Source organism: Streptomyces sp. ICC1 (assembly GCF_003287935.1).
Lineage (GTDB): Bacteria > Actinomycetota > Actinomycetes > Streptomycetales > Streptomycetaceae > Streptomyces > Streptomyces tritrimontium.
Genome location: NZ_CP030287.1, coordinates 7,589,150 through 7,615,024, shown reverse-complemented (window position 1 = coordinate 7,615,024; position 25,875 = coordinate 7,589,150). Strand labels below are relative to the sequence as shown.

Sequence of the window (25,875 nt, the reverse complement as noted above, 5' to 3'; positions counted from 1 at the left end):
CGCCTCAGTACGCTGGCCATCATGAGCGAGTGCACCCACGTTCCCGAACTGCCGCGCCCCGAGCCCATCCCCCTTGCCCAGACGTGCCCTGAATGTCTGGCGCTCGGCAGCCATCCCGTGCAGCTGCGGATGTGCCTGGGGTGCGGGCACGTCGCCTGCTGCGATTCCTCGCCCCACCGGCACGCCACGGCGCACCACCGGGAGAGCGGCCACCCGGTGATGCGCAGCTTCGAACCGGGTGAGACCTGGCGATGGTGTTTTGTCGACGGTTCGATCGTCTGAGGCGGGGTAGGTCAACCCTCCGCCGGTTCCCCTGATTTGGGCCCGCAGACCCCTAGCCACTGTGCGTACCGATGGGCTTACCATCAGTCACCGGTCACAGGTGCGGCCGCTCGGCCAGCTATGTTCGACGGGGCCCTGCGCTTCCGCCCAGGGGTACCGCGACACGATCGCCCGGATCGCGATAGCGTCACCGGCGAACAGAGCTCGTACCACCTTGGAGGTGAGGGTGTCCCAGATCGCAGGCGAGCCCGGGACCCAGGACTTCGTGGAAGTCCGGCTGCCCGCTGCGGGTGCCTACCTGTCGGTGCTGCGGACGGCCACGGCCGGCCTCGCGGCACGTTTGGACTTCACCCTCGACGAGATCGAGGACCTCCGCATCGCGGTGGACGAGGCCTGCGCGATCCTGCTCCAGCAGGCCGTGCCCGGCTCCGTCCTCAGCTGCGTCTTCCGTTTGGTGGACGATTCGCTGGAGGTGACCGTCTCCGCCCCGACCACCGACGGCCGGGCCCCGGAGCGCGACACGTTCGCGTGGACGGTCCTCTCGGCGCTGGCCGGGAAGGTCGAGGCCACGGTCGAGGAGGACAAGACAGTGAGCATCAGCCTCTACAAACAGCGCGGCGCGGGACCAGGCCCGGCGTGAGCGGCGGGGAGGTCCCGGTGCGGGGCGGGGATCGGCCCCGGGCACGACACGAGGTCGACGGCGGCATTCCGGAGCAGCAGCACGCCCGGCCGCACCCGGCTGACACGGATGCGGAAAACGGCTTTTTGGACTCGGCGGAGCGACGGGCGGGCCCTGTGAGCGAGAACCAGCACGACCAACCACTGCCGGTCCAGCCACCGGGGGCCGCTGCCACGGCCCCGCCGGCCCCGGCCCCGGACACACCGGACGCCCCCGCGGCCCCGGTGTTCACCGCTCCGGCTCCCCTGCCGGATCCGCGCGACCGCAGTGGCGCGCGGGCCCTGTTCATCGAGCTGCGGGCGATGCCCGACGGCTCGCCGGAGAAGGCCGAGCTGCGCAACCGCCTCGTGCGGATGCACCTGCCGCTGGTCGAGCACCTGGCGCGGCGCTTCCGCAACCGCGGCGAGCCGCTGGACGACCTGACCCAGGTCGCCACCATCGGGCTGATCAAGTCGGTGGACCGGTTCGACCCGGACCGGGGGGTGGAGTTCTCCACGTACGCCACGCCCACGGTGGTCGGCGAGATCAAGCGCCACTTCCGCGACAAGGGCTGGGCGGTACGGGTCCCCAGGCGGCTGCAGGAGCTGCGGCTCTCGCTGACCACGGCGACGGCGGAGCTGTCCCAGCAGCACGGCCGCTCCCCCACGGTGCACGAGCTGGCCGAGCGCCTCGGCATCTCCGAGGAGGAGGTGCTGGAGGGCCTGGAATCGGCCAACGCCTACAGCACGCTCTCCCTGGACGTCCCGGACACCGACGACGAGTCGCCGGCGGTCGCGGACACCCTGGGCTCGGAGGACGAGGCGCTGGAGGGGGTCGAGTACCGCGAGTCCCTCAAGCCGCTGCTGGAGGGGCTGCCGCCGCGGGAGAAGCGGATCCTGCTGCTGCGCTTCTTCGGCAACATGACCCAGTCGCAGATCGCGCAGGAGGTCGGCATCTCGCAGATGCACGTCTCGCGCCTGCTGGCCCGCACCCTGGCCCAGCTCCGCGAGAAGCTCCTGGTCGAGGAGTAGCCCCGGGGTCGGGGAACAGCCCCGGGCAGGGGCTGTCCGGGCTCCTATTCGCCCGCTTGGAAGCCCAGCGCCTCGGTGGCCGTCGGATTCAGCAGGATTCCCACGACGGCCACCGCGGCCAGGGCCAGGGCCACGCCGGCGACGGCCATCGCCCCGCCGGCGGTCCACAGGTTCCAGGCCACCGGCAGGGCCAGCAGCTGGGTGATCAGCGTCGGGCCGCGGCTCCAGCGGCGGCCCAGGCGCAGCCCGCGCGCCGCGAACAGGGGCAGCGCGGCGACGAGGATCCAGGTGATCCCGCCCGCCTCCGCCTGCCGTACGGAGTCGACGTCGCCGGCGACGCCCATGTACAGCATGTAGACGCCGAGGCCGGCCAGGGCCAGTCCCTCCAGCGCGGTGAGCGCGGCGGCCGCGGTCAGCCGGCGGGGCAGCGCGGTGGGGGTGGCGGGCGCGGTGGGACTGGGCTTCTTACTCACCCCTGCAGGGTAGCCGCGCGCCGCGCGGCCCCGGAGGGGACGGCCAGTATGGGCGGCGTATGAACGGGTCGGTAGGCTGGCGCCCATGCGTGCACTTCTCGTGGCCAACCCAGCAGCGACGACCACCAGCGCGCGCACGCGCGACGTCCTGACCCACGCCCTGGCCAGCGAGATGAAGCTGGAGGCGGTCACCACCGAGTACCGCGGCCACGCCCGGGACCTGGGGCGCAGGGCCGCCGAGACCGGGATCGACCTGGTGGTCGCGCTGGGCGGTGACGGCACCGTCAACGAAGTGGTCAACGGCCTGCTGCACGAGGGGCCCGATCCGGACCGGCTGCCCGGCCTCGCCGTGGTCCCCGGCGGCTCCACCAATGTGTTCGCCCGCGCGCTCGGCCTGCCCAACGACGCGGTCGAGGCGACCGGCGCGCTGCTGGACGCGCTGCGGGAGCGGCGCGAGCGGACGGTCGGCCTGGGGCTGGCGGCCGGTACGCCGGGTACCGAGGACGAGTCGGTGCCGGCGCGCTGGTTCACCTTCTGCGCGGGCCTCGGCTTCGACGCGGGCGTGGTGGGCCGGGTCGAGCAGCAGCGGGAACGGGGCAAGCGTTCGACGCACGCCCTCTATGTACGACAGCTGATGCGCCAGTTCTGGGAAGAGCCCAACCGGCGGCACGGTACGGTCACGCTGGAGCGCCCCGGCGCGGATCCGGTGACCGACCTGGTGCTGTCGATAGTGTGCAACACGTCACCCTGGACGTATTTGGGCAATCGTCCGCTTTATGCCTCTCCGGAGGCGTCGTTCGATACCGCACTTGACGTATTGGCGCTCGACCGTTTGTCAACTCCGGCGGTCGCCCGGTACGCGACACAGCTCCTGACCTCGACTCCTGAGCGCGGTCCGCACGGCAAGCATGCGGTGTCTCTGCACGATCTGACGGACTTCACCTTGCATTCGAAGGTTCCGCTTCCGTTCCAGATGGACGGAGACCACCTCGGTCTGCGTACCAGCGTTCGGTTCACAGGCGTACGCCGTGCACTGCGTGTGATTGTGTGAGCGGAAGGGCCCAAAGTCCTTTCACTCGAACGTTTACACGCCGGTCCACCCCCACGAAGTAGGGCTGTGACCTAGTAGACACCGACGAATCAAAAAAAACTTTCCGGAAGGGGTTGTATCCCCGTCCGAGGTTTGCGAATCTCTACATGGCGATCGGGACAGCCCGCAGAACCCGGCACCCACACAGACCGCCAGAACCCCTCCACGAATCTCCGGCCTCCCAGGGCGAGCTTTTGACCAAACTGGGTGGTCTCCCTTCCCTCACGGGGGGATTCGTGAAAGCGTTCACATTCACAAGCAACCTGCCCGCAATACAAGGAGATGGAGCAGCCATGGACTGGCGTCACAACGCCGTTTGCCGCGAGGAAGACCCGGAACTCTTCTTCCCCATCGGCAACACCGGTCCTGCCCTGCTGCAGATCGAGGAAGCCAAGGCCGTCTGCCGCCGTTGCCCCGTCATGGAGCAGTGCCTGCAGTGGGCGCTCGAGTCCGGTCAGGACTCCGGCGTCTGGGGCGGTCTCAGCGAGGACGAGCGCCGCGCGATGAAGCGCCGCGCCGCTCGCAATCGGGCGCGCAACGCAACCGCCTGACATCGACTTTCGAGCCTCGAGCCGCAGCGCGTAGTACCCATATAAGCGCTCAGCAACGTGCTCTCGAACCCCGTACCGAAAACCATTCGGTACGGGGTTCAGTGCTGTCCGGAGCCCATGGCGTCACGGTGAGTGACCAGGCCGGAGCTCCCGCCCGTCTACTTCTGCGGGCTCGCCGGTATGTCGAGGACCACCTTGGTGCCGCGCGGCTCGGCCGGGACCATGTCGAAGGTTCCCCCGAGCTCGCCCTCCACGAGGGTCCGTACGATCTGCAGCCCGAGGTTGCCGGCCCGCTGGGGGTCGAAGCCCTCGGGCAGGCCGCAGCCGTCGTCGACCACCGAGATCAGCAGCCGGGCATCGGCCCGGCCGGTGCCGGAGCGGGCCGCCGACACCTCCACGGTGCCGCCCTCCCCCTGGGTGAAGGCGTGTTCCAGGGCGTTCTGCAGGATCTCCGTCAGCACCATCGACAGCGGGGTGGCGACCTCCGCGTCCAGGATCCCGAAGCGGCCGGTGCGCCGGCAGGCGACCTTGCCCGGGGAGATCTCGGCGACCATCGCGATCACGCGGTCGGCGATCTCGTCGAACTCGACGCGCTCGTCGAGGTTCTGGGAGAGCGTCTCGTGCACGATCGCGATCGAACCGACGCGGCGGACGGCCTCGTTCAGCGCCTCGCGCCCCTGCGGCGAATCCATCCGGCGGGCCTGGAGGCGCAAGAGCGCCGCCACCGTCTGGAGGTTGTTCTTCACCCGGTGGTGGATCTCCCGGATGGTCGCGTCCTTCGTGATCAATTCACGTTCGCGACGGCGCAGTTCCGTGACGTCGCGGCACAGGACCAGGGAACCGATCCGGGTCCCCTTGGGCTTGAGCGGGATGGCGCGCAGCTGGATGACCCCGCCGCTGCCCTCGGCCTCGGTCTCCCGCGGCGCCCAGCCGCTGGCGAGTTTGACCAGGGCCTCGTCCACCGGGCCGCGGGACGGGGCGAGTTCGGAGGTGATGTTGCCCAGGTGCTGGCCGACCAGGTCGGAGGCGAGGCCGAGGCGGTGGTAGGCGGAGAGCGCGTTCGGGGACGCGTAGGTGACCACCCCGTCGGCGTCCAGCCGGATCAGGCCGTCCCCGACGCGCGGGGAGGCGTCCATGTCGACCTGCTGCCCGGGGAACGGGAAGGAGCCCGCGGCGATCATCTGGGCCAGGTCGGAGGCGGACTGGAGGTAGGTGAGCTCCAGCCGGCTGGGTGTACGCACGGTGAGCAGGTTGGTGTTGCGGGCGATCACGCCCAGGACCCGGCCCTCGCGGCGCACGGGGATCGACTCGACGCGGACCGGGACCTCCTCGCGCCACTCCGGGTCGCCCTCGCGCACGATGCGGCCCTCATCGAGGGCGGCGTCGAGCAGCGGGCGGCGGCCGCGCGGGACCAGGTGGCCGACCATGTCGTCCTGGTACGAGGTGGGGCCGGTGTTCGGGCGCATCTGCGCGACGGAGACGTACCGGCTGCCGTCCAGGGTGGGGACCCACAGCACCAGGTCGGCGAAGGAGAGGTCGGAGAGCAGCTGCCACTCCGAGACCAGCAGATGGAGCCACTCCAGGTCGGTTTCACTGAGAGCGGTGTGCTGGCGTACGAGGTCGTTCATGGAGGGCACGTGGCGAGCGTACCCCGGGTATGGGCCACGACTTTCCTCAGCGCGATACCGCGGAGTATCCACCGGAGCCCGGTTCCGCGTAGGCTTGGAGGAAGTGACGGGAAGTTGGGCCCCGGCATTGGATGGACAGAACAGATTGGTCTAGTCCACAATTGCATCAGACTTCCGCCCTCCCCGCACAGGAGGACGGATCGAGGTAAGACGCGCGTTCTGCCCTGACCGCGCGAACACCTCCCCAAACGGCTGCCGGGCACCGCACACCCGCCGGCCGTAAGTACTCCGGGCTACGGTGCCGACGGGCTGAGGGTCCCGCTCGGCACCGTGGCCCAGAGGAATCCCGCGCCGGATCCCGCGCCCGCGCCGTTCGCACCGCCCACATCGCCCGCGCCGCCCACGTCACCGGCCTCGCGCGCGCCGCCCGCCGCCGTCACGGCCAGGCGAGCATGGCCCTCTCCGCCACCGCCTCCAGCTCCCGCCTGCTCGCGCCGTCGCGCGACTGCTGGGACATCCCCTGGAGCACCGCCGCCGCGTAGCGCGCGAGCGTCCGCGCGTCCGTGCCCGCGGGCAGGGCTCCCGCGGCCACATCGGCCCCGATCCGGCTCTCGAACATCGCCAGGGTGGCCTCGCGCCGCTCGCGCAGCGCCTCCGCGACCTCCTCCGAGGTGGTGTTGACGGCCGCGCTGATCACCATGCAGCCCCGCGGGTGGGCCGGGTCGGTGTAGATCTCGGCCGCCTCGCGCAGGACGCGCCCCACGGCCGCGCGGGCGGTGGGCTCCTCGGCGAGGGCGATGACCGCGAACTCCGCGTACCGCCCGCCGTACACCACCACGACCTCGTCGAAGAGCTTGCGCTTGTCGCCGAAGGCGGCGTAGAGGCTCGGCGCGCTGATCCCGAGCGAGGCGGTCAGGTCGGAGATCGACGTCGCCTCGTAGCCGTGCTCCCAGAAGGCGAACATCGCCTTGCCGAGTGCCGCGTCGCGGTCGAAGGAGCGGGGCCTGCCGCGCTGTCCGGTCACCATGCACGCATTCTATAGCGCTCGCTACTGAATCTGGTACGGTCCCTTTCTGTAGCGACCACTATTGAAAGGGGGGCGCGCCATGGGCGTGCTCGACGGAAAGACGGCACTGGTCACGGGCGGCAGCCGGGGCATCGGGAGGGCCGTCTCGCAGCGGCTCGCCCGGGACGGGGCACTGGTCGCGGTGGCCTACGGGAGGAACGAGGCGGCGGCCAAGGAGACCGTGGACGCCATCGAGGCGGCCGGGGGCCGCGCCTTCGCGGTAGGGGCGGAGCTGGGGGTCCCGGGCGACGCACAGGCGCTCTGGGCGGCGTACGCGGCCCATCCGCTGGCCACCGAGGAGGTGGACGTCCTGGTGAACAACGCGGGCGGGGCGGCCTTCGCGGACATCGCCTCGACGGACGAGGAGACCTACGACCGGGCGCACGCGCTCAACGCGAAGGCGCCGTTCTTCGTGATCAAGCACGGGCTGGCGCGGCTGCGGGACGGCGGCCGGATCGTGAACGTGACGGGCACCCCGGACATCGCGCTGCCGGCGATCCTCGCCACGGTCATGGCCAAGGGCGCCGTGAACGCGATGACGGTCTCGCTGGCCGCCGAGCTCGCGCCGCGGAACATCACGGTGAACTCGGTGGGCCCCGGGATCACCGCGACCGACCTGAACGCGGACTGGCTCGCGGACCCGGGGGCCCGCGCGCACGCCGCCTCCCGGTCCGTCTTCCACCGCGTCGGGGTCCCGGAGGAGGTCGCGGACGTGGTCGCCTTCCTCGCCTCCCCCGACTCCCGCTGGGTCACGGGCCAGCACCTTTCCGCGACGGGCGGCCTGCAGCTGGCGCTGCTGTAGCGGGGCCGCCGCCCCTTCCCGCCGCCGCCACCCGGAGCGGCAGCGGGGAGGGGCGGGACGGGGGCGGCGTTGGAGCCCGTCAGGCCGCGGCTCAGGACGAGGGCGGTGCGCAGGTCGGCCGTGCGGGCGCTGCCGGTCACCACGTCGAGGTCGTGGCACACGTCGAAGACGTTCGGCGTGGGCGGGACGATGCGGTGCTCCAGGGCGAGGACGGCGGCGGCCGTGTCGAGGACGGGGGCCGCGCAGTAGGCCCGGCCCGTGCCGGTTTTGGGCGCCGTCACCGGCACCGTGCGGCCGTGTGCTCCGAGGGCGGAGAGGATCCGGCACCTCGCCGCGTTGTCGGACCACACCGGTACGTCCAGTACGAGGCGTGGTCCTCCGTCCGGGGGCCCCTCCCGGCGGTAGCTGGGGGAGATGCACCGCACCGGACACCGCGACCCGGCAAACCCTTCCGGCCACAGCACTAGGCGTCTCTGCCGGACCCCGGCCCGGGGGAGCGGGCGGGCGGGCCGCGGGGGCCCGTTAACCTCTGGGCGAGACGAGGGCGAGCTAGCGGAGGCGTACATGTGGCCGGGTAACGAGCTGGAACAGGTGCTCGGGGCGGCACTGGGGCAGGCGGACGCCGGCGGGCGGATCCTCGAGGTGCTCGGGCGCAGCCCGCTGTGGATCCCGCTGCCGGGCGGGGTGAACAGCCTGAGCCTGCCCACGATGGAGATCGACGGCGCGGCCTACGTGCCCGTCTACAGCTCCGAGGAGCAGTTCCGCGCCTGCGCCGGCCCCGCCATGGACTTCGCCGTCGCGCCCGCCGTGGACTTCGCCCGCGGCCTGCCCCCGCAGCTCGGCATCGCGGTCAACCCCGAGGGGGCCGTCGGGGTCCCGCTGCCGCCGCCCGCCGTCGCCGAGCTCTGCCGGGCGGGCCGCAGCCCGCTCGACGGGCCCGCCACCGGGGGCCGGGTCCGGCTCTACGAGCCGGACTGGCAGGAGGATCCCGTCGACTTCCTGACCGCCGCCGGGGAGGAGTTCCGTGCCACCGGAGTCGTCGCGGCGGCCTACCGGTGCCTCGCAAGCGTCGAGGCCGGGGCGCCGGAGCTGTACGTCGGTGTCCAGCTGCTGGGATGGGAGCCCGACATGCGGAACGCCCCGATGGAGGCCCTGGGCCGGGCGCTGGCCCGCGTACCGGCGCCCTGGCCTGTGCAGTTGATCCTCCTCGACGCCGCCGAGGACCCGGTCGTCGACTTCATCCTTACGCGCGTACGCCCCTTCTACCTGCCGTAGGCACGCTTAAGCTGGTGACGGACACGTGTGGGCGACGGGCGGACGAAGAGACGAAGAGGGGTACCGGGTGAGTGCGTCAGGCACGGCCGCGGTCGGGCAGGTCGAGCACATGCTGCGCCAGGTGACTCCCGGGCGCTACGAGAGCTACGAGGCGCTCCTGCACGCCCTGGCCGAGGGGCGGCTGTGGATGCTGCTGTGGCAGGGGCGGTCCGGTTCCCCGGACGCGCAGTACGGCGGCATGGAGGTCGAGAGCCTCGGTTACGCGCCCTGCGTGACCTCCCCGCAGGAGCTGGCCGCCAGCGGCTGGAACCGGGGGTACGAGGTGGTCACGGGCCGGGACATCGCCCGTGCCCTCTACCCCGACCGCTGGGGGCTGTGGCTCAACCCCCACGCCCAGGGCGGCGGTGTCGGCATTCCCTGGGCCGACCTGCGCCGGATCTCCACCGGCCTGGACCGGATGCCGGCGGGCCCCCTGCGACTGTCCGAGCCCGCCATCGAGCTCCCGCAGTTCTACGGGCTGCTCACGCAGCACGCGCACCGCACGCCCGCCGTGCGCTCGCTGCGCCGCGCCTGGGTGCAGCCCGCGCTGGGCTCCCCGTACCTCGCCGTCGGGCTCGACCTGTACGAGGCCTCGGCGCACGCGCTGGAATCCGTGCGGGAGATGATGCGCCAGTCGGTCGGCGCGGTGCCCGAGGGAGTGCCGGTCTGCACGGTCGCGCTCGCCGACGAGCACGACCCGGTGGCGATGTGGCTGCGCGCGCAAACCCGTCCCTTCTATGACCGCGAGGGCCAGGCGCCCGCCTACTGAGACATCGTGGCCAAGCCACCCGAGGCCGCACGGAACAGTCGTTCCGTGCGGCCTTTGCGTTGTCCTGATTTCGACGCTGATGTACGCCCAATAGGCATGCTAGTAACCCGAGTTGGGTGCCATGTCCGATTCGGCACCGAACGGACGGTCTTGCTCCGCTGAGGCGGCAGCGAAGTCCGGATAACGGGAACTCGACCCTCAGATCACGGTTGCGCATCCATTCACCTGCGGGTCTGGCGGCTGATCGACGGCCCGATGAAGACTCCCCACCCAAGAGCGGGTCAGTCCTCCGAGGACCGGTTCGCCACGGGAAATTCGCTCGTCGTTTCGTACAGCACCACGTGCACCACCAGCACTGCCAGTACCGCCTGTACCCGCACTGCAACGCACCTCTGCATCCCGCACCTCTGCACCTCCGCACCTCGCACTCCGAGCGCCACTCCGCACCAACGCCGCCACAGCGGCGGGCATGGGCCGGCTCACCCGTCGGCCGAGAGGGGTCCCCACCACGATGACGGCACCACTGCATGACACGAGCGCGGAGACTCCCGCTCCCGTGTCCGTAGCCGACGTCCCAGCCAAGGCCATCGAAGGCCGCTCGCCCGGACGCATCGCCTGGATGCGGCTCAAGCGCGACAAGGTCGCGCTGACGGGCGGCGTGGTCGTGATCCTCCTGATCCTGGTGGCGGTCTTCGCCCCGCTGATCGTGAGCCTGCTGGGCCACCCGCCCAACGAGTTCCACGAGGATCTGCTCGACCCGGAATTCGGCACGCCGCTCGGATCGTTCGGCGGCATCAGCCCCGACTACCTGCTGGGCGTGGAGCCGACCAACGGCCGCGACGTGTTCAGCCGGATCGTCTACGGCGCCCGCATCTCCCTGGTCGTCGCCTTCCTCGCGGCCTTCGTCTCCGTCATCCTCGGCAGCCTGCTGGGCGCCCTGGCCGGCTTCCTCGGCGGCTGGGTCGACGGCATCATCAGCCGCACCATGGACCTGCTGCTGGCCTTCCCGCAGCTGCTGTTCACCATCTCGCTGGTCTCCGTCGTTCCCAACTCCCTGTGGGGATTCACGGGTTCGGGCGTCCGGATGGGTGTGCTCATCGTCGTCATCGGCTTCTTCGGGTGGCCGTACATCGGCCGCATCGTCCGGGGCCAGACGATCTCGCTGCGCGAGCGGGAGTACGTCGAGGCCGCGCGCAGCCTGGGGGCGGGCCGCGGCTACATCCTGATCAAGGAGCTGCTGCCGAACCTGGTCGCGCCGATCCTCGTCTACACGACGCTGATCATCCCGACCAACATCCTGACGGAGGCGGCCCTCAGCTTCCTCGGCGCCGGCGTCAAGCCGCCCACCGCCTCCTGGGGAAAGATGCTGTCCGACGCCGTCCCCATCTACCAGGACGACCCCATGTACATGGTGGTCCCCGGTATGACGATCTTCATCACCGTCCTGGCGTTCAACCTCTTCGGGGACGGGCTGCGCGACGCACTCGACCCCAAGGGCAGCTGAACCGCATCAACGATTCACCCACCAATGGAGGTTGGACCAACGTGATTCGCAGAAAGCAGGCACTCGCGGCCACCGCCGTGGTCGCTGCCCTGTCGCTGTCGGCTGTGGCGTGTGACAGCGCGGAGGACAAGAAGCCCTCGGAGGGCAAGCCGGCCGCCGCCAGCGGTTTCAACGCGGCGACCACGGCCGTCGTGAACCCGTCGACGACCAAGGGCGGCGAGCTCAAGCTCTGGACCCCGCAGGACGTCGACTACCTCGACCCGGCCCGCGCCTACTACGGCTGGGTCTGGAACATGCAGCGGCTCTACATCCGCCAGCTGTTCGCGTACGACAGCAAGCCGGGCGAGGCGGGCACCAAGCTGGTCCCGGACCTCGCCGCGGCCGACCCGGTCCTGAGCAACGACGGCAAGACGTACACCGTCAAGATCAAGGACGGCGTGAAGTTCGAGGACGGCACGCCGATCACCTCGAAGGACTTCAAGTACGGCATCGAGCGCGTCTTCGCGCAGGACGTGCTGTCCGGCGGTCCCACCTACCTGATCGACATCCTCGACCAGGGCCAGAAGTACCCCGGCCCGTACAAGGACACCGACCCGGACAAGATGGGTCTGAAGTCCGTCCAGACGCCGGACGACAAGACGATCGTCTTCAACCTGGCGAGCGCCAACTCCGACTTCAAGTACCTGCTGGCCATGCCGTCCTCCTCGCCGGTCCCGGCGGCCAAGGACACGGGCGCCACGTACACCAACAAGCCGGTCTCCAGCGGCCCGTACAAGATCTCGGAGTTCACGGCGAACAAGGGCGCGACCCTCGTCCGCAACGAGAACTGGGACCCGAAGACGGACACCATCCGCACGGGTCTGCCGGACAAGATCTCCATGACGGTGACCACCAACCCGGACGACATGGACGCGCGCCTGCTCTCCGGTGACATCGACCTCGCGGTCGACGGCACGGGCATGCAGGCCGCCGGCAAGAACAAGGTCCTCAAGGACGAGGCGCTCAAGGCCAACGCGGACAACCCGTTCACGGGCTACATCCGCTACTTCGTCTTCCCGACGACCGTCGCGCCGCTGGACAACGTCGAGTGCCGCAAGGCCGTCATCTACGCGGCCGACCCCAAGTCCCTGCAGACCGCCCGCGGCGGCCCGACCAGCGGTGACCTCGGCGCGAACATGCTGCCGCCCGGCATCCCCGGCTCGGACAAGAAGTACGACCCGTACAACCTGACCAAGGGCGAGCCGCAGCTGGAGAAGGCCAAGGAGGCCCTCAAGGCCTGTGGCAAGCCGGACGGCTTCCAGACCACGATCGCGGTCCGCAACAACCGCGCCCCCGAGGTGAAGACCGCGGAGTCGCTGCAGGCGGCGCTCGACAAGGTCGGCATCAAGGTCACGATCGACCAGTACGACGGCAAGCTCTCCTCTTCCGTCATCGGCTCGCCCGAGAACGTGAAGGCCAAGGGCTACGGCATCATCGTGATGGGCTGGGGCGCCGACTACAACTCCGGCTCGGGCTACCTGCAGCCGCTGGTCGACGGCTCGTTCATCCTGCCGAACGCCAACAACAACTTCAGCATGATCAACGACCCTGAGATCAACGGGCTGTTCAAGACCGCCGCCTCGGCCGCCACCCCGGACGCCGCCGCGCCGTTCTACACCCAGATCAACCAGAAGATCATGGAGAAGGCCCTCTACCTGCCGATCAACTTCGACAAGGCCTTCGTCTACCACAACCCGCGCCTGACCAACGTCTACTTCAACGACTCGATGGGCAAGATCGACCTTGCCACCATCGGCGTCGTGAAGTAGCCGGGACGCTCCAGGAGCCCGGGCCGCCCGGCCCGGCCGGGCGGCCCCGGGCTCCAGACCCGTCAGACACAGCTGGTTCGCCTTCACCGCACATGCGCTAGTCCGAAGGGCAGGTGAAGGCCGCAGGCGGCGGCTGCCGTCCCCACAAGGGGCGGCGGGCGCCGGCCCGAGCGGCCGACTGCAGTGCTCGTCTACCTCATACGGCGACTTTTCAACGTCGCCGCAACGCTCTTGGTGGTCTCCGCGGTCACCTTCGGCATCTTCTTCGCGGTCCCGAAGCTGACCGGCAGCGACCCGGCGCTCATGTACGCCGGACGCGAGACCAACGCGACCGCCCTGGCGGGCATCCGGGTGAAGATGGGCTTCGACAAGCCCATCTCCGAGCAGTACCTGATCTTCATGAAGGGGATCTTCGCCGGCCGGGACTACGACGGCGGCACGGAGATCACGCACTGTGCGGCACCGTGCTTCGGCTACTCCTTCAAGACCGAGGTCCCCGTCTGGGACACCATGGTCGACCGCATGCCGGTCACCCTCTCGCTCGCCCTCGGGGCGGCCGTCATCTGGGTGATCGCGGGCGTGGCCACCGGTGTGATCTCGGCGCTCAGACGCCGCACCATGGTCGACCGCACCGTCATGATCGGTGCGCTCGCCGGAGTCTCGCTGCCGATCTTCTTCACCGGCATGGTGGCCCCCGCGGTCTTCGTCTACAGCCTCGGCTGGCTGGACGTCTCCAACTACAGACCGCTCACCGAGGATCCGCTGGCCTGGCTCAACTCCCTGATCCTGCCCTGGGTGACCCTGGCCTTCCTCTTCGCCGCCACCTACGCCCGCATCACCCGCGCCACGATGCTGGAGGTGCTCGGCGAGGACTACATCCGCACCGCCCGGGCCAAGGGGCTCAAGGAGGGCGTGGTCATCCGCAAGCACGCCCTGCGCTCCACCCTCACCCCGATCGTCACGATGTTCGGCCTCGACCTCGGCGGCCTCCTCGGCGGCGCGGTGCTCACCGAGACGACCTTCAACTTCCAGGGCCTGGGAACGGCCGCCGTCGGCGCGATCGGAGCGGGCGACCTTCCGGTGATCATGGGCGTCACGCTGCTCTCCGCGCTCTTCGTGGTGCTGGCCAACCTGATCGTGGACCTGCTGTACGCCGTCATCGACCCGCGCGTGAGGCTGACGTGACCGAGAACCACACCACCGACGCCGCATCCGAGTCCGCCGCGGTGTCCGCGTCCACATCGGCGTCCGCGCCCGCGTCCGGCCCCGCCTTCGTGCCCGAGCAGGGCGCGGCGCGGGACCGGGCCTTCCTCTCGGTGCGCGACCTCAAGGTGCACTTCCCGACCGACGACGGCCTGGTCAAGTCCGTCGACGGGCTCTCCTTCGACCTGGAGCGCGGCAAGACCCTCGGCATCGTCGGCGAGTCCGGCTCCGGCAAGTCGGTCACCTCGCTGGCCATCATGGGCCTGCACCGCACCGGCCACGTCCGCAACCGGCCGGAGATCTCCGGCGAGGTCGTGCTCGACGGCGAGGACCTGATCCAGGCCGACGCGGACCACGTCCGCACCCTGCGCGGGCGCAAGATGGCGATGGTCTTCCAGGACCCGCTCTCCGCGATGCACCCGTACTACTCGGTCGGCAAGCAGATCATCGAGGCCTACCGGACCCACCACGACGTCGACAAGAAGACCGCGCGCAAGCGGGCGGTCGAGATGCTCGACCGCGTCGGCATCCCGGAGCCGCAGCAGCGCGTGGACTCGTACCCGCACGAGTTCTCCGGCGGCATGCGCCAGCGCGCGATGATCGCGATGTCGCTGGTCAACAACCCCGAACTGCTCATCGCCGACGAGCCCACGACCGCCCTGGACGTCACCGTCCAGGCGCAGATCCTGGACCTCATCCGCGATCTGCAGAAGGAGTTCGGCTCCGCGGTCATCATGATCACGCACGACCTCGGCGTGGTCGCCGAGATGGCCGACGACATCCTCGTGATGTACGGCGGCCGGTGCGTCGAGCGCGGCAGCGCCGAGAAGATCTTCTACGAGCCCCGGCACCCCTACACCTGGGGCCTGCTCGGCTCGATGCCCCGCATCGACCGCGACCAGACCGAGCGCCTCATCCCGGTCAAGGGCTCGCCGCCCAGCCTCATAAACATCCCGAGCGGCTGTGCCTTCCACCCCCGCTGCCCGTACGCCGACCTCCCCAAGGGCGGCATCACCCGTACCCAGCGGCCCGAACTGGCGCTGGTCGAGGGATCGGCGGACGGTGACGGCCGGCACTGGGCCGCCTGCCACCTCTCCCCGGAGCAGCGGAACCGGATCTGGACCGAAGAGATTGCGCCGAAGCTGTGACCGATATGAAGAAGACGGGTACGGGCGCGGCCGCGGTCCCCGCCCAGGCGGCGGACTCCCCGGAGCCGCTGCTGAAGGTGACCGGCCTGGTCAAGCACTTCCCCATCACCAAGGGGCTGCTGCGCCGCCAGGTCGGGGCCGTGAAGGCCGTCGACGGCATCGACTTCGACGTCCGGCGCGGTGAGACCCTCGGCATCGTCGGCGAGTCCGGCTGCGGCAAGTCGACCATGGGCCGGCTGATCACGCGGCTGCTCGAACCGACGGGCGGCAAGGTCGAGTTCGAGGGCAAGGACATCACGCACCTGAGCGTGGCCGGCATGCGCCCGCTGCGCCGCGATGTGCAGATGATCTTCCAGGACCCGTACGGATCGCTGAACCCGCGGCACACGGTCGGCACCATCGTGAGCGCGCCCTTCAAGCTCCAGGGCGTCTCGCCCGAGGGCGGCCTCAAGGCGGAGGTGCAGCGGCTGCTGGCACTGGTCGGCCTCAACCCGGAGCACTACAACCGCTACCCGCACGAGTTCTCCGGCGGTCAGCGCCAGCGCATCGGCATCGCGCGGGCGCTCGCGCTCAAGCCGAAACTGGTCGTCGCGGACGAGCCCGTCTCGGCGCTGGACGTCTCCATCCAGGCCCAGGTGGTCAACCTGCTGGACGACCTCCAGGAGGAGCTCGGCCTCACGTACGTGATCATCGCGCACGACCTGTCGGTCATCCGGCACGTCTCGGACCGGATCGCGGTCATGTACCTCGGCAAGATCGTCGAGCTCGCGGACCGCAAGTCCCTGTACGAGGCGCCCATGCACCCGTACACGACCGCGCTGATGTCGGCCGTGCCGGTGCCGGACCCGAGGCGGCGCGGCGCGAAGAGCGGCCGCATCCTGCTCAAGGGCGACGTCCCTTCGCCGATCTCCCCTCCCTCCGGCTGCCGCTTCCACACGCGGTGCTGGAAGGCGACGCAGGTCTGCACGACGCAGGAGCCGCCGCTGGTCGCGCTGAAGACCGGCCACCAGGTGGCCTGCCACCACCCGGAGAACGCCCCGGACCAGTCCCCGAACGACCCCGCCCTCCCGGGCGCGACGGAAGCCGTCTCCACCCCCACGGTCTGACCTGGGTATAAGAGACAGGCCCCCGGAGACCCAGGACCGGCCGGCTCAGGCCCGCTCAAGCCCTCTCAGACCCGCTCAGGCTCCCTCGGCGGGGCCGCGGAGCCCTTCCCCCGGGTCCGGCTACTGGTGCTGCTCCGGGAAGGGCCGGTGCGCCCCGTCCGGTTCCGTCGCGAGCCGCCGCTCCAGCCGGGCGATGGCGGCCCGTACACCGTTCCCGTAGCCGTCGTCGCCCAGCGCCCCGGTGGCGGCGCGGGCCCGCGCCAGGTGGATCCTGGCCGCCTCGGGGCGCCGTAGCTTCACGTAGTCGGCGGCCAGGCTCAGGTGCAGCGACGGGTAGAAGACCCGGACGGCCGGCGGCGGGCCCGGCCCGTCGGCGGCCGTCAGGGCGCGCAGGTCCCAGGCCAGCTCCTCGGCGGGGTCGTCCTGCGCGTCGGCCATGTAGTGCGCCAGCGTGCAGCGGTGCAGGGAGTCGCCCTCCTCGCCGATCTCGGACCAGATGTCGCCGAGCCGGTTGCGGGCCTCCTCGCGGTCGCCGGCGTGCAGCAGGATGACCGCTTGGCCGATCCTGGTCATGACGGCGTCCTCCGACGCCTCCTGCTGCTCCGTCAACGCGGCCTCCGGCTTGCTCCGCCGGACCTGCTCCGGTCCGGTCGTCAAGACGCTAGCCGCAGGCACCGGCAATGCCGCCTAGGCGCGGTGGGGCATCAGCCCAGGTCCGGAATGCGCCAGTCGATCGGCGCATGGCCCTGGGCGGCGACGGCCTCGTTGATCTGCGTGAAGGGCCGGGAGCCGAAGAACTTCTTGGCCGACAGCGGGGAGGGGTGGGCTCCCTTGACGACCGCGTGCCGCTCCTCGTCGATCAGCGGGAGCTTCTTCTGCGCGTACGCCCCCCACAGGACGAAGACGGCCGGGTCGGGACGCTCGGCGACGGCGCGGATCACCGCGTCGGTGAACTTCTCCCAGCCCTTGCCCTTGTGCGAGTTGGGCTCGGCCTCCCGCACGGTGAGCACCGCGTTGAGCAGGAGCACGCCCTGCTCGGCCCACGGCATCAGATAGCCGTTGTCCGGGACGGGGGTGCCCAGCTCGCTCTGCATCTCCTTGTAGATGTTGCGCAGCGAGGGCGGGGTCTTGACGCCCGGCTGGACCGAGAAGCACAGGCCGTGGCCCTGGCCGGCGCCGTGGTACGGGTCCTGGCCGAGGACCAGCACCTTCACCTTGTCGAAGTCGGTGGCCTCCAGCGCCGCGAAGACCTGCTCGCGGGGCGGGTAGACCGGCCCGTTCGCCCGCTCCTTCTCGACGAACTCGGTGAGCTCTTTGAAGTAGGGCTGCTCCAGCTCCCCGCCGAGGACGGGGAGCCAGGACTCGGGCAGCATCTGGGTCACGGCGACAACCTCCGGTACAAGTTCTTCGCGCGCGGGCAACTGCTTCGCGCGACTGCTCCAGAACTTACCCGGGACCACTGACAGTGCGGCGGCCGCGTCCGCGTACGGACCCGGCCGGCCGCGGCCCCGCTACCAGCTGGTCTTGCGGTACAGCTCCCAGACCTGCATGACGGTCTGCGGGTCGAGGGCGCGCTCGGCACCCGCGATGTCGTCGCGGGCGGCGACGTACAGCTTGCCCTGCCACAGCGGAAGCAGCCGGACGTCGTCGGCGAAGATCTGCTGGGCCTTCTCGAACTCGTGGATGCCGGCCGACCGGTCGCTCTCGCGGCGGGACTTGGGCAGGATGACGTTCAGGATCTCGTTGGCCTCGTACGGCGTTCCGACGGCGTTGTCCTTGCCGACGAACGGGGCGATGAAGTTGTCCGGGTCCGGGAAGTCGGGGAACCAGCCTCGGCCGAAGACCGGGTACTCGCCCTTCTTGTAGCCCTCCTGGAAGACCTTCCAGGGCTGGCCGCGCAGGGTGATCTTGAACAGGCCGCTCTCGTCCAGCTGGCGCTTGAGCTCGGTGAACTCGTCGGCGGTGGAGGCGCCGTAGCGGTCGGTGGTGTACCAGAAGGTCATCTCGACCGGCGTGGCGACCCCGCCGTCCTTGAGGATCTTCTTCGCCTTGGCGACGTCGACCTGGCCGTAGGTGTCGTAGAAGGGCGTCTTGTGGCCCACGACCCCCTTGGGGACCATCGAGTACAACGGCTCGGCGGTGCCCTGGTAGACCTTGGAGACGAGCGCCCCGCGGTCGACGATCTGGGCGATCGCCTGGCGCACCGGGGCCTTGGCGGCCTGCGGGTCCCTGGGGTTGAAGACCAGGTAGCGGATCTCGGCGCCGACGTTCTCGACGACCTGGACGCCCGCGTTGTGCGATTCGGGGGTCTGCAGGTCCTTGATCTCCGGGGCGGACAGGCCTCGGTACGTCGCGTCGATCTCCTTGGACTTGAGCGCCGCGATCATCTTCTTGGAGTCCGCGAAGTACCGGATGGTCACGCCGTTGTTGCGGCGGTTGGCGAAGCCGGTGTAGACGCCGTTGCGGTTCAGGACCGCCTCGCCGCCCTCTTTGTAGGACTCGAGGGTGTACGGGCCGGAGCCGGTGACCCCGGAGCCTTCGCGCAGCTTGTTGGCCGGGTACTCCTTCGGCGCGACCAGCGAGGCGGCCGGCGAGCCGAGCACAAAGGGGAAGGTGGCATCGGGGGTGTTCAGGTGGAAGACCACCGTCAGCGCGTCCGGCGTCTCGATCTTGTCCAGGCTGCCGAAGAGGGCCTTGGGGCCGGCCGGGGCGTCGATGGTCTTGATCCGGTCGAGGGAGTGCTTGACGGCCTTGGCGTCGAGCGTCTCCCCGTTGGAGAACTTCAGGCCCTTCTTGAGCACGCAGCGGTACGACTCGTTCCCGGAATCCGTGAACTCGCAGCTCTGGGCCGCGTCCGGCTGGGGCTTGGTGGCACCCGTGGGGAAGGCGAGCAGGGTCTGGTAGACGTTCCGGTAGAGCTCCCAGGAACCGTCCCAGGCCGCCGCCGGATCGAGGGTGGTGGGTGCGCTCGTCGTTCCGACGACAATCCGCTGTCCGCCGTCGCCGCCGTCGTCCGAGAACAGGCCGCATCCGGAGAGCAGGGATATGGACGCAAGGGCCGCAGTGATCTGCAGGCATCTGGTCCGGTTGAACACGTGCACGCTCCTCGATCAGCCAGGGGTGCGGCAGACCCTACCGCAGTGCATCACAAATCCAATGGGCAGGTTTCGTGCGGCACTTGACCGAATACGTGCATATTCGGTACGCATTTGCCCCCTCTCGGGAGGCAAATGCGTCCGATTATCGGTCAGTGGACTCCGGCATTGAGGAACATTCCCCCGTCGACCACGAGAGTTTGCCCGGTGATCCATTCCGCTTGTGCAGATGTGAGAAAGGCCGCCGCCCCTCCGATGTCCTGCGGGAGGCCGAGCCGGCCCAGCGGATAAGCCGCCGCGGCTTCCTGCTCCCGGCCCTCGTAGAGCGCGGCCGCGAACTTCGTCTTGACCACGGCGGGCGCGATCGCGTTGACCCGGACGCCCGGCGCCATCTCGTGGGCGAGCTGGAGGGTCAGGTTGACCATCGCCGCCTTGCTCATCCCGTACGCCCCGATGAAGGGCGAGGCCGAGACGCCGGCGATCGAGGCGATGTTCACGATCGCCCCGCCGTTCTCCTTCTGCCAGGCGTGCCAGGTGCGCTGGGCGAAGCCGAGCGCGGAGATGACGTTGGTCTCGAAGACCTTGCGGGCGACCCCGAGGTCCAGGTCCGCGATCGGCCCGAAGACCGGATTGGTGCCCGCGTTGTTGATCAGGAAGTCGACGCGGCCGAAGGCCTCCATCGTCCGCTCCACGGCGACGGCCTGGTGGGCCTCGTCGTGCGCCTTGCCCGCGACCCCGATCACCCGGTCCGCCCCGAGCCGCTCCACGGCCTCCTTGAGGGCCTCCTCGTTGCGCCCGGTGATGCAGAGCCGGTCGCCGCGCGCCACCAGCGCCTCGGCGATGCCGTAGCCGATGCCCCGGCTCGCCCCGGTGATCAGCGCGACCTTGCCGCTGTCCGCGCCGCCGCGCGTGTCCTCGTACGCCTTGTCGGTCATGTCGTGCGTCCTGCCTCTCGTCAGTTGAGCGGGCCGCCGGCCACGTACATGACCTGGCCGGATACGAAGCCCGCGGACTCGCCCGTGAAGAACGCGATGGCGTTGGCCACGTCGTCGGGGCGGCCGACCCGCTGCACCGGGATCTGGGTGGCGGCCGCGGCCTGGAAGTCCTCGAAGCCCATGCCCACGCGAGCGGCCGTCTGGGCGGTCATCTCGGTGACGATGAAACCGGGGGCGACCGCGTTCGCGGTGACGCCGAACTTGCCCAGCTCGATGGCCAGCGTCTTGGTGAGGCCCTGCAGGCCAGCCTTGGCCGCCGAGTAGTTGGCCTGGCCGCGGTTGCCCAGCGCGGAGCTGCTGGAGAGGTTCACGATGCGGCCGAACTTGGCCTCGACCATGTGCTTCTGACAGGCCTTCGACATCAGGAACGCGCCGCGCAGGTGCACGTTCATGACGGTGTCCCAGTCGTTCTCGCTCATCTTGAAGAGGAGGTTGTCCCGGAGCACGCCCGCGTTGTTGACCAGGACGGTCGGGGCGCCGAGCAGGCTCGCGACGCGCTCGACGGCCGCCTCCACCTGTGCGGCGTCCGAGACGTCGCAGCCGATCGCCACGGCCTTGCCGCCGGCCGCCGTGATCGTCTCCACGGTGTCCTTGCAGGCCGCCTCGTCCAGGTCGAGTACGGCGACCGCCCGGCCCTCGGCGGCCAGGCGTACGGCGGTGGCCGCGCCGATGCCCCGGGCCGCCCCGGTCACGATCGCGACGCGCTGCTCGGTGGTGGACATGCTGGATCTCCTCGCCCTAGGAAAGCGGCCCCTCAGGGGTGAGCAACCGCTTAGTAGCTTCAGCTGGACAGACGCTAGGAGCCCTGGCACCCGGTGTCAACGCCACCAGGTTCCAGGGCTCCGAAGCCGCCACCGCTCAGCCACTCAGACGCTCGGCCGCTTGGCCGCTTGGCCGCTCAGCGCACGAGGAGGTCCAGCAGCCGCTCCACCTCGGCCGCGGGGTCGGCCGTCAGTCCGGTGTGCACCGGACCGGGCTGCACGACCGTGCTGCGCGGTGCGATCAGCCACCGGAAGCGCCGACCCGCGTCGTCGCCGGCCGCCTGGCCCGCCCGCTCTCCCCCGCCGCACACTCCCTCGACCCCGCGCAGGGCGGCCCGCACCCCGGCCACGTCCGCCTGCGGGTCCAGGGCGAGGAGCTTGGCCTCGTCGAGGTGGATGCGCGCGGCGACGTACGAATGCGCCCGGCAGTAGACGATCACGCCGGCGTTGAAGCACTCGCCGCGCTCCATCCGGGGCACCACACGCACCAGCGCGTACTCGAACACGTCCCGCTTGGTCACTCGCTGTCGCTCTTCTTCCGGGGCCGGGGGTCGAGGCGGTCGGCGAGCCAGCCGGGCGGACCCGTCCGGACCTTCACCTCGGCCTCCGTCGTGATCCTCTCGTGGATCGTGGCCGCGCGCGGCAGCAGGGCCTCCACATAGGCGCGGCGCAGCGCGTCGGTGGAGTCGAAGCCGGGCTCGTCGACGAGCCACTCGTCGGGCACGTCGGCCGCGACCTCGGTGAGCAGTTCCTCGGTCACCAGCGGCGCCAGCTCGGCCGCCGCCGCGGCGATGTCCGGGCCGAACGGGGCCAGGACGTGGTCCGAGGCGTTGTACGGCTTGGCGGCGGCGCTCGCGGCGGTGGGCCAGTTGTGGTGCCAGATCATGGTGGCGCCGTGGTCGATGAGCCACGCGTCCCCGTGCCAGACCAGCATGTTCGGGTTGCGCCAGGACCGGTCGACGTTGTTGATCAGGGCGTCGAACCAGACCACGCGCCCCGCCTCCGCGGGGTCCACCTGGTACGCGAGGGGGTCGAAGCCGATCGAGCCGGGGAGGTAGTCCATCCCGAGGTTCAGCCCGCCGCTGGCCTTGAGCAGCTCCTGGACCTCCTGGTCGGGCTCGCCGAGCCCGATGACGGGGTCGAGCTGCATCTGCACCAGCCGCGGGACGCGCAGGCCCAGCCGCTGGGCCAGCCGGCCGCAGATGACTTCGGCGACCAGGGTCTTGCGGCCCTGGCCGGCTCCGGTGAATTTCATGACGTAGGTCCCGAGGTCGTCGGCCTCGACGAGCCCCGGGAGCGAGCCGCCCTCACGCAAGGGCGTGACGTAGCGGGTCGCGATCACTTCGGACAGCATCCGCCCAGGTTACGGGGGTCAGTGCGCGGGAGCCCACTGGGTAATGAGCGCTTCGGCCGTGGTGATGGCCGCGACCAGGGAGAGGGAGTTGCGGATCACCTCGGCGGTGCAGGCGGCGGGCACCCCGGCGATGGCGTCGGAGGGGACCACGACGTCGTAGCCGAGGTTCACGGCGTCGAAGACGGTGTTCGGGATCGCGATGTTCGAGGAGACGCCGGTGACGACGAGGGTGCGGATGCCGAGGTTGCGCAGCAGGGCGTCCAGGTCGGTTCCGGCCATCGGGGAGAGCCCGTGCAGCCGGCGCACCACCAGGTCCTCTTCGGCGACGGTGATGGGGGCGGCGACCTCGACGGCCGGGCTGCCGGTCAGTTGGCGCACCGGCAGTCTCCCGGCGGCGCGGAACAGCCGCGCGTTGGTGTTGGCCCCGAGCCCGTCCGGCCGCCGTTCGGCGACCGCGTGCAGCACCTGTACGCCGGCCCCGCGCGCGGCCTCGACCAGCGCGGCGACCCGGTCCAGCATTCCGGAGTCCCTGGCCTCCTTCGCGAGCTCGGGCAGGGCGCTCTCCTCGCCGACGACACCGCTCTGGCACTCGACGGTGAGCAGTGCGGTGGTGGCGGGATCGAGATCGGCCATGGCTCCCCCTGGCGTGGTGACGGAAGAGCACGCATGATTCCTGACACACAGTCAGATGTGAAGGGGTGCGGGTCGGATGGACGAGACGGGCGTGGACAAGGGGCAGCGGCGGGGCCGCCGCATCATGATGACCGACGGGGAAGTGGACCTCTTCCTGCGCGAGCAGCGCACCTGCCGGGTGGCCACGGTCTCCCCCGACGGGCGCCCGCACGTGGGCGCGCTCTGGTTCGCCTGGGACGGCACCTCGCTGTGGCTGTACTCGATCACCCGCAGCCGGCGCTGGTCCGAGCTGCGCAAGGACCCCCGGATATCGGTGGTCGTGGACTCGGGCGAGGCCTACGACGAGCTGCGCGGGGTGGAACTGTCCGGCAGCGCCGTCTTCGTCGGCGAGGCCCCGCGGACGGGCGAGCCGTGCGAGGAGCTGGCGGAGCCGGAGCGGATCTTCCCGGTCAAGAACTTCGGCATCCCGGAGATGCCGCACGACGGCCGGCACGCCTGGATCCGGCTGACCCCGGAGTCGATCGTGTCCTGGGACTTCCGCAAGATCTAGGCCGTCTCTTTCGGATCTTGTCGGCCGAGCCCGCGGCGCCTGGTGCCGTGCATGGCAAGGCGGAGGGGCGCTGCGTGTACTGGACGTACTCGGGCGTCCCGACAACGCGGCCAGGCGCGGTGCCAGGCGCCGCGGGCCCGGCAAGATCCGAAAGAGACGGCCTAGTCTGCGGCCCCCTGCTGCCCGACGCCGTCGGACGCCGTCCGCCGCAGGGCCTCGACGGCGGCCCGGATCGAGGGCCGCCGCCCGGCGTCGGCCCGCCAGACGACGTACACGTGGCGGCGGACGCTGTCGCACACCGGCAGCAGCCGGACACCGGGCGGCACCGGCCCGCGCCCCAGCCTCGGGGCCACACAGACGCCCAGTCCGGCCTCGACGAAGGCCAGTTGGGTGTGGTGCTCCTCGGCGATGTGGGCGATCCGGGGCTCGATGCCGGTGCCGCGCAGGGTGTACACGAGCCACTCGTGGCAGAACTGCCCCTCGTTCCACGAGATCCAGTCGTCGTCGCCGAACTCGGAGAGGGAGATCCCGGTGCGCCCGGCCAGCCGGTGCCCGGCGGGCACCGCGATGTCCACGGAGTCGTCCAGGAGGTGCAGCCGGGCGAGCTCCGCGGGCACCGGCATCCTCTTGTTGTGCCAGTCGATGGCCAGGGCGAGGTCGAGGTCGCCCCGCACCACGGCGGCCAGGCTCTCCTCCGGCTCCTGTTCCCGTACGCGGGGCCGCAGTTCGGGGTGGTCCGTGCGCAGCGCGGCCAGGGTCCGCGGCAGCAGCCCCCGCATGGCGGTCGGGAAGGCGCCGATGCGCAGTTCGCCGACCGCGCAGCCGCGCCGGGCCTCCACGTCGGCCTGGGCCAGCTCCACCTGGGAGATGATCCGGGCCGCGTGGTCGGCCAGCAGCCGGCCGGCGTCGGTGAGCCGGACCCCGCGCCCGTTCTTGGCCAGCAGCGGCTGGCCGACCTCGCGCTCCAGTTTCGCCATCTGCTGGGACACGGCGGAGGTGGTGACGTGGAGGCCGTCCGCGGCGCCGCTGACGGAGCCGTGGCGGGCGAGGGCGTCGAGGGTGCGCAGGCGCTCCAGGTTCAACATATAAGCAATGCTACGGCGAGACGCCCAAGAACTCTCGCTTGTCCTACGAGGTCGGGCGGGCGAGAGTAGCTGTCATGAGCGCACCCACCACCCCGCACGCAGCGCTCTGGGCGTCCTCGCCCTTGCCCCGGCGCATGCCGCCACCCGAACACCGAAGAGGGCCCGACCGGCACGGGCCGGACCGGCGGATTCGGCTGGCCCATGATCCAACGCCTTGCCCACGACGTCACCATCGCCCAGGCCCGGACCGGCACGGGCAAAGCGATCACCGCCACCCTCCCCCGCTGAACCCGGGCCCTACGGCCTGCCGGCCACGGGCCCGACCAGCCGGTCCAGTCGTGCGTACAAGGCGCGGACCATCCGGGCGAGGCCTTGGACACAGCGCACGCCGCCCTCCCCCGAGACGGACAGCCGCCGAACCGGGACGCACCGTAGCCACGACACCCCGGGAGGGGCGGCCCACCCATCCGCGCTTCCCTGTGGGTACGCGGAAGGGCCCGAGCGGCCCGTGCCGGTCGGGCCCTCTTCGGTGTTCGGGTGGCGGCATGCGCCGGGGCAAGGGCGAGGACGCCCAGAGCGCTGCCTTGTTCGCCGACGACGGGCAGGGCGTCGAGGCGGCGGTAGCTCATCGCGTGTTCCGCCCTGGCCATGGTGGTCATGGGCGAGGTGAACGGCCCGCGATCGCCGAGAACATCGCGTACACGCGCTGCCGTTGCGGATCGCGGCGAGTTGGGCCCGGGTTCGTGTGACCAGCCCGGGGCACAGGCCGTCCTCGTCACAGACCAGCAGACGAACCGCGCGGGCACTCGCCATGACGGACAGGGCCACCTCGAACGTCATGTCGTCACCGACCTGCGGGCCCGCCGCATCCATGGTGTCGTCCAACGTAGGGGGCGCCGGGTCGGCGCTGGCTGAGCGGGGCTGCATCCGGACCAGCCTCACAACGTGCCTCCTGCAGAAACGGGGGTC

The 25,875-nt window shown here is 70.6% G+C and carries 26 protein-coding genes and 2 pseudogenes; 14 read left to right on the top strand and 14 right to left on the bottom strand.

Annotation, left to right across the window (positions count from 1 at the left end):
* The first annotated feature begins 21 nt into the window (after positions 1-21).
* The 3 genes from DRB96_RS35565 (at position 22) to DRB96_RS35555 (ending at position 1,971) form a co-directional block, all read left to right on the top strand.
* Positions 22-282: a UBP-type zinc finger domain-containing protein gene (locus DRB96_RS35565; RefSeq protein ID WP_112454146.1), complete on the top strand. Its 261-nt coding sequence runs from the start codon at positions 22-24 to the stop codon at positions 280-282.
* A gap of 226 nt (positions 283-508) precedes the next feature.
* Positions 509-922: an anti-sigma regulatory factor gene (locus DRB96_RS35560; RefSeq protein ID WP_112452126.1), complete on the top strand. Its 414-nt coding sequence runs from the start codon at positions 509-511 to the stop codon at positions 920-922.
* Positions 919-1,971 (top strand): RNA polymerase sigma factor SigF, encoded by a 1,053-nt coding sequence (locus DRB96_RS35555; RefSeq protein ID WP_112452125.1) that lies wholly within the window; start codon positions 919-921, stop codon positions 1,969-1,971. Before DRB96_RS35560 ends, DRB96_RS35555 begins: the two co-directional genes overlap by 4 nt.
* A gap of 44 nt (positions 1,972-2,015) precedes the next feature.
* On the opposite strand, the gene DRB96_RS35550 is transcribed toward DRB96_RS35555, so the two are convergent.
* Positions 2,016-2,444 carry a hypothetical protein gene (locus DRB96_RS35550; RefSeq protein WP_112452124.1) on the bottom strand — a complete coding sequence of 143 codons (429 nt, stop codon included), beginning with the start codon at positions 2,442-2,444 and terminating at the stop codon, positions 2,016-2,018.
* Between the two features lie 85 nt (positions 2,445-2,529).
* On the opposite strand from DRB96_RS35550, the gene DRB96_RS35545 reads away from it, so the two are divergent.
* Both DRB96_RS35545 and DRB96_RS35540 read left to right on the top strand, forming a co-directional pair.
* Complete coding sequence (locus DRB96_RS35545; protein WP_112452123.1) at positions 2,530-3,495, top strand: diacylglycerol kinase family protein; 966 nt, start codon at positions 2,530-2,532, stop codon at positions 3,493-3,495.
* A 332-nt stretch (positions 3,496-3,827) separates the two neighbouring features.
* Positions 3,828-4,085: a WhiB family transcriptional regulator gene (locus tag DRB96_RS35540; protein WP_004937597.1), complete on the top strand. Its 258-nt coding sequence runs from the start codon at positions 3,828-3,830 to the stop codon at positions 4,083-4,085.
* A gap of 158 nt (positions 4,086-4,243) precedes the next feature.
* Here the strand turns inward: DRB96_RS35540 and DRB96_RS35535 are convergent, their stop codons facing one another.
* Together DRB96_RS35535 and DRB96_RS35530 are read right to left on the bottom strand one after the other, a co-directional pair.
* Entirely contained in the window at positions 4,244-5,713 is a 1,470-nt protein-coding gene (locus DRB96_RS35535; protein WP_204358109.1) for a PAS domain-containing sensor histidine kinase, read from the bottom strand.
* A gap of 436 nt (positions 5,714-6,149) precedes the next feature.
* The gene (locus DRB96_RS35530) at positions 6,150-6,740 is read right to left on the bottom strand and encodes a TetR/AcrR family transcriptional regulator (RefSeq protein WP_112452121.1); all 591 of its coding nucleotides are present in this window, start codon (positions 6,738-6,740) and stop codon (positions 6,150-6,152) included.
* A 79-nt stretch (positions 6,741-6,819) separates the two neighbouring features.
* Here DRB96_RS35530 and DRB96_RS35525 point away from each other — a divergent pair, with 79 nt between their 5' ends.
* A complete protein-coding gene (locus DRB96_RS35525; RefSeq protein ID WP_112452120.1) occupies positions 6,820-7,581 on the top strand; it encodes an SDR family oxidoreductase in 762 nt (253 codons plus the stop codon).
* Positions 7,582-7,643: 62 nt separating this feature from the next.
* Here the strand turns inward: DRB96_RS35525 and DRB96_RS35520 are convergent.
* Positions 7,644-7,892 (bottom strand): annotated as a pseudogene (locus DRB96_RS35520) (ketosynthase chain-length factor); the annotation flags it as partial.
* A gap of 253 nt (positions 7,893-8,145) precedes the next feature.
* On the opposite strand from DRB96_RS35520, the gene DRB96_RS35515 reads away from it, so the two are divergent.
* From DRB96_RS35515 to DRB96_RS35485, 7 genes are all read left to right on the top strand, one after another.
* Complete coding sequence (locus DRB96_RS35515; protein ID WP_112452119.1) at positions 8,146-8,856, top strand: enhanced serine sensitivity protein SseB; 711 nt, start codon at positions 8,146-8,148, stop codon at positions 8,854-8,856.
* Positions 8,857-8,923: 67 nt separating this feature from the next.
* Complete coding sequence (locus DRB96_RS35510) at positions 8,924-9,664, top strand: enhanced serine sensitivity protein SseB C-terminal domain-containing protein (protein ID WP_112452118.1); 741 nt, start codon at positions 8,924-8,926, stop codon at positions 9,662-9,664.
* A 511-nt stretch (positions 9,665-10,175) separates the two neighbouring features.
* A complete protein-coding gene (locus DRB96_RS35505; RefSeq protein WP_112452117.1) occupies positions 10,176-11,168 on the top strand; it encodes an ABC transporter permease in 993 nt (330 codons plus the stop codon).
* A 41-nt stretch (positions 11,169-11,209) separates the two neighbouring features.
* Positions 11,210-12,976, top strand: coding sequence for an ABC transporter substrate-binding protein (locus tag DRB96_RS35500; protein ID WP_112452116.1), 1,767 nt, complete (start codon positions 11,210-11,212; stop codon positions 12,974-12,976).
* Positions 12,977-13,159: 183 nt separating this feature from the next.
* Complete coding sequence (locus DRB96_RS35495; protein WP_112452115.1) at positions 13,160-14,161, top strand: ABC transporter permease; 1,002 nt, start codon at positions 13,160-13,162, stop codon at positions 14,159-14,161.
* Positions 14,162-14,250: 89 nt separating this feature from the next.
* On the top strand, positions 14,251-15,327 hold the full coding sequence (locus tag DRB96_RS35490) for an ABC transporter ATP-binding protein (RefSeq protein ID WP_204358108.1): 1,077 nt from the start codon (positions 14,251-14,253) through the stop codon (positions 15,325-15,327).
* Positions 15,328-15,332: 5 nt separating this feature from the next.
* Positions 15,333-16,433, top strand: a complete 1,101-nt coding sequence (locus DRB96_RS35485; protein ID WP_112452114.1) for a dipeptide ABC transporter ATP-binding protein — start codon at positions 15,333-15,335, stop codon at positions 16,431-16,433.
* 120 nt (positions 16,434-16,553) lie between these two features.
* Here the strand turns inward: DRB96_RS35485 and DRB96_RS35480 are convergent, their stop codons facing one another.
* The 8 genes from DRB96_RS35480 to DRB96_RS35445 form a co-directional block, all read right to left on the bottom strand.
* Positions 16,554-17,042 (bottom strand): hypothetical protein, encoded by a 489-nt coding sequence (locus DRB96_RS35480; protein WP_112452113.1) that lies wholly within the window; start codon positions 17,040-17,042, stop codon positions 16,554-16,556.
* A 95-nt stretch (positions 17,043-17,137) separates the two neighbouring features.
* On the bottom strand, positions 17,138-17,806 hold the full coding sequence (locus DRB96_RS35475; protein ID WP_112454142.1) for a uracil-DNA glycosylase: 669 nt from the start codon (positions 17,804-17,806) through the stop codon (positions 17,138-17,140).
* A 138-nt stretch (positions 17,807-17,944) separates the two neighbouring features.
* Complete coding sequence (locus tag DRB96_RS35470) at positions 17,945-19,528, bottom strand: ABC transporter substrate-binding protein (protein WP_112452112.1); 1,584 nt, start codon at positions 19,526-19,528, stop codon at positions 17,945-17,947.
* A 152-nt stretch (positions 19,529-19,680) separates the two neighbouring features.
* Entirely contained in the window at positions 19,681-20,463 is a 783-nt protein-coding gene (locus DRB96_RS35465) for an SDR family oxidoreductase (RefSeq protein WP_112452111.1), read from the bottom strand.
* A gap of 20 nt (positions 20,464-20,483) precedes the next feature.
* Entirely contained in the window at positions 20,484-21,245 is a 762-nt protein-coding gene (fabG, locus tag DRB96_RS35460; RefSeq protein WP_112452110.1) for a 3-oxoacyl-ACP reductase FabG, read from the bottom strand.
* A gap of 176 nt (positions 21,246-21,421) precedes the next feature.
* The gene (locus tag DRB96_RS35455; protein ID WP_112452109.1) at positions 21,422-21,805 is read right to left on the bottom strand and encodes a DUF3037 domain-containing protein; all 384 of its coding nucleotides are present in this window, start codon (positions 21,803-21,805) and stop codon (positions 21,422-21,424) included.
* Entirely contained in the window at positions 21,802-22,638 is an 837-nt protein-coding gene (locus DRB96_RS35450; protein WP_112452108.1) for a HipA family kinase, read from the bottom strand. The genes DRB96_RS35455 and DRB96_RS35450 overlap by 4 nt, the downstream gene beginning before the upstream one ends.
* Before the next feature lie 18 nt (positions 22,639-22,656).
* Positions 22,657-23,271 (bottom strand): cysteine hydrolase, encoded by a 615-nt coding sequence (locus DRB96_RS35445; RefSeq protein ID WP_112452107.1) that lies wholly within the window; start codon positions 23,269-23,271, stop codon positions 22,657-22,659.
* Positions 23,272-23,362: 91 nt separating this feature from the next.
* On the opposite strand from DRB96_RS35445, the gene DRB96_RS35440 reads away from it, so the two are divergent.
* Positions 23,363-23,821 (top strand): pyridoxamine 5'-phosphate oxidase family protein, encoded by a 459-nt coding sequence (locus tag DRB96_RS35440; protein ID WP_112454140.1) that lies wholly within the window; start codon positions 23,363-23,365, stop codon positions 23,819-23,821.
* Between the two features lie 161 nt (positions 23,822-23,982).
* On the opposite strand, the gene DRB96_RS35435 is transcribed toward DRB96_RS35440, so the two are convergent.
* On the bottom strand, positions 23,983-24,906 hold the full coding sequence (locus tag DRB96_RS35435; RefSeq protein ID WP_112452106.1) for a LysR family transcriptional regulator: 924 nt from the start codon (positions 24,904-24,906) through the stop codon (positions 23,983-23,985).
* 554 nt (positions 24,907-25,460) lie between these two features.
* A pseudogene (locus tag DRB96_RS45365) lies at positions 25,461-25,833 on the bottom strand (CBS domain-containing protein); the annotation flags it as partial.
* Positions 25,834-25,875 lie beyond the last annotated feature (42 nt).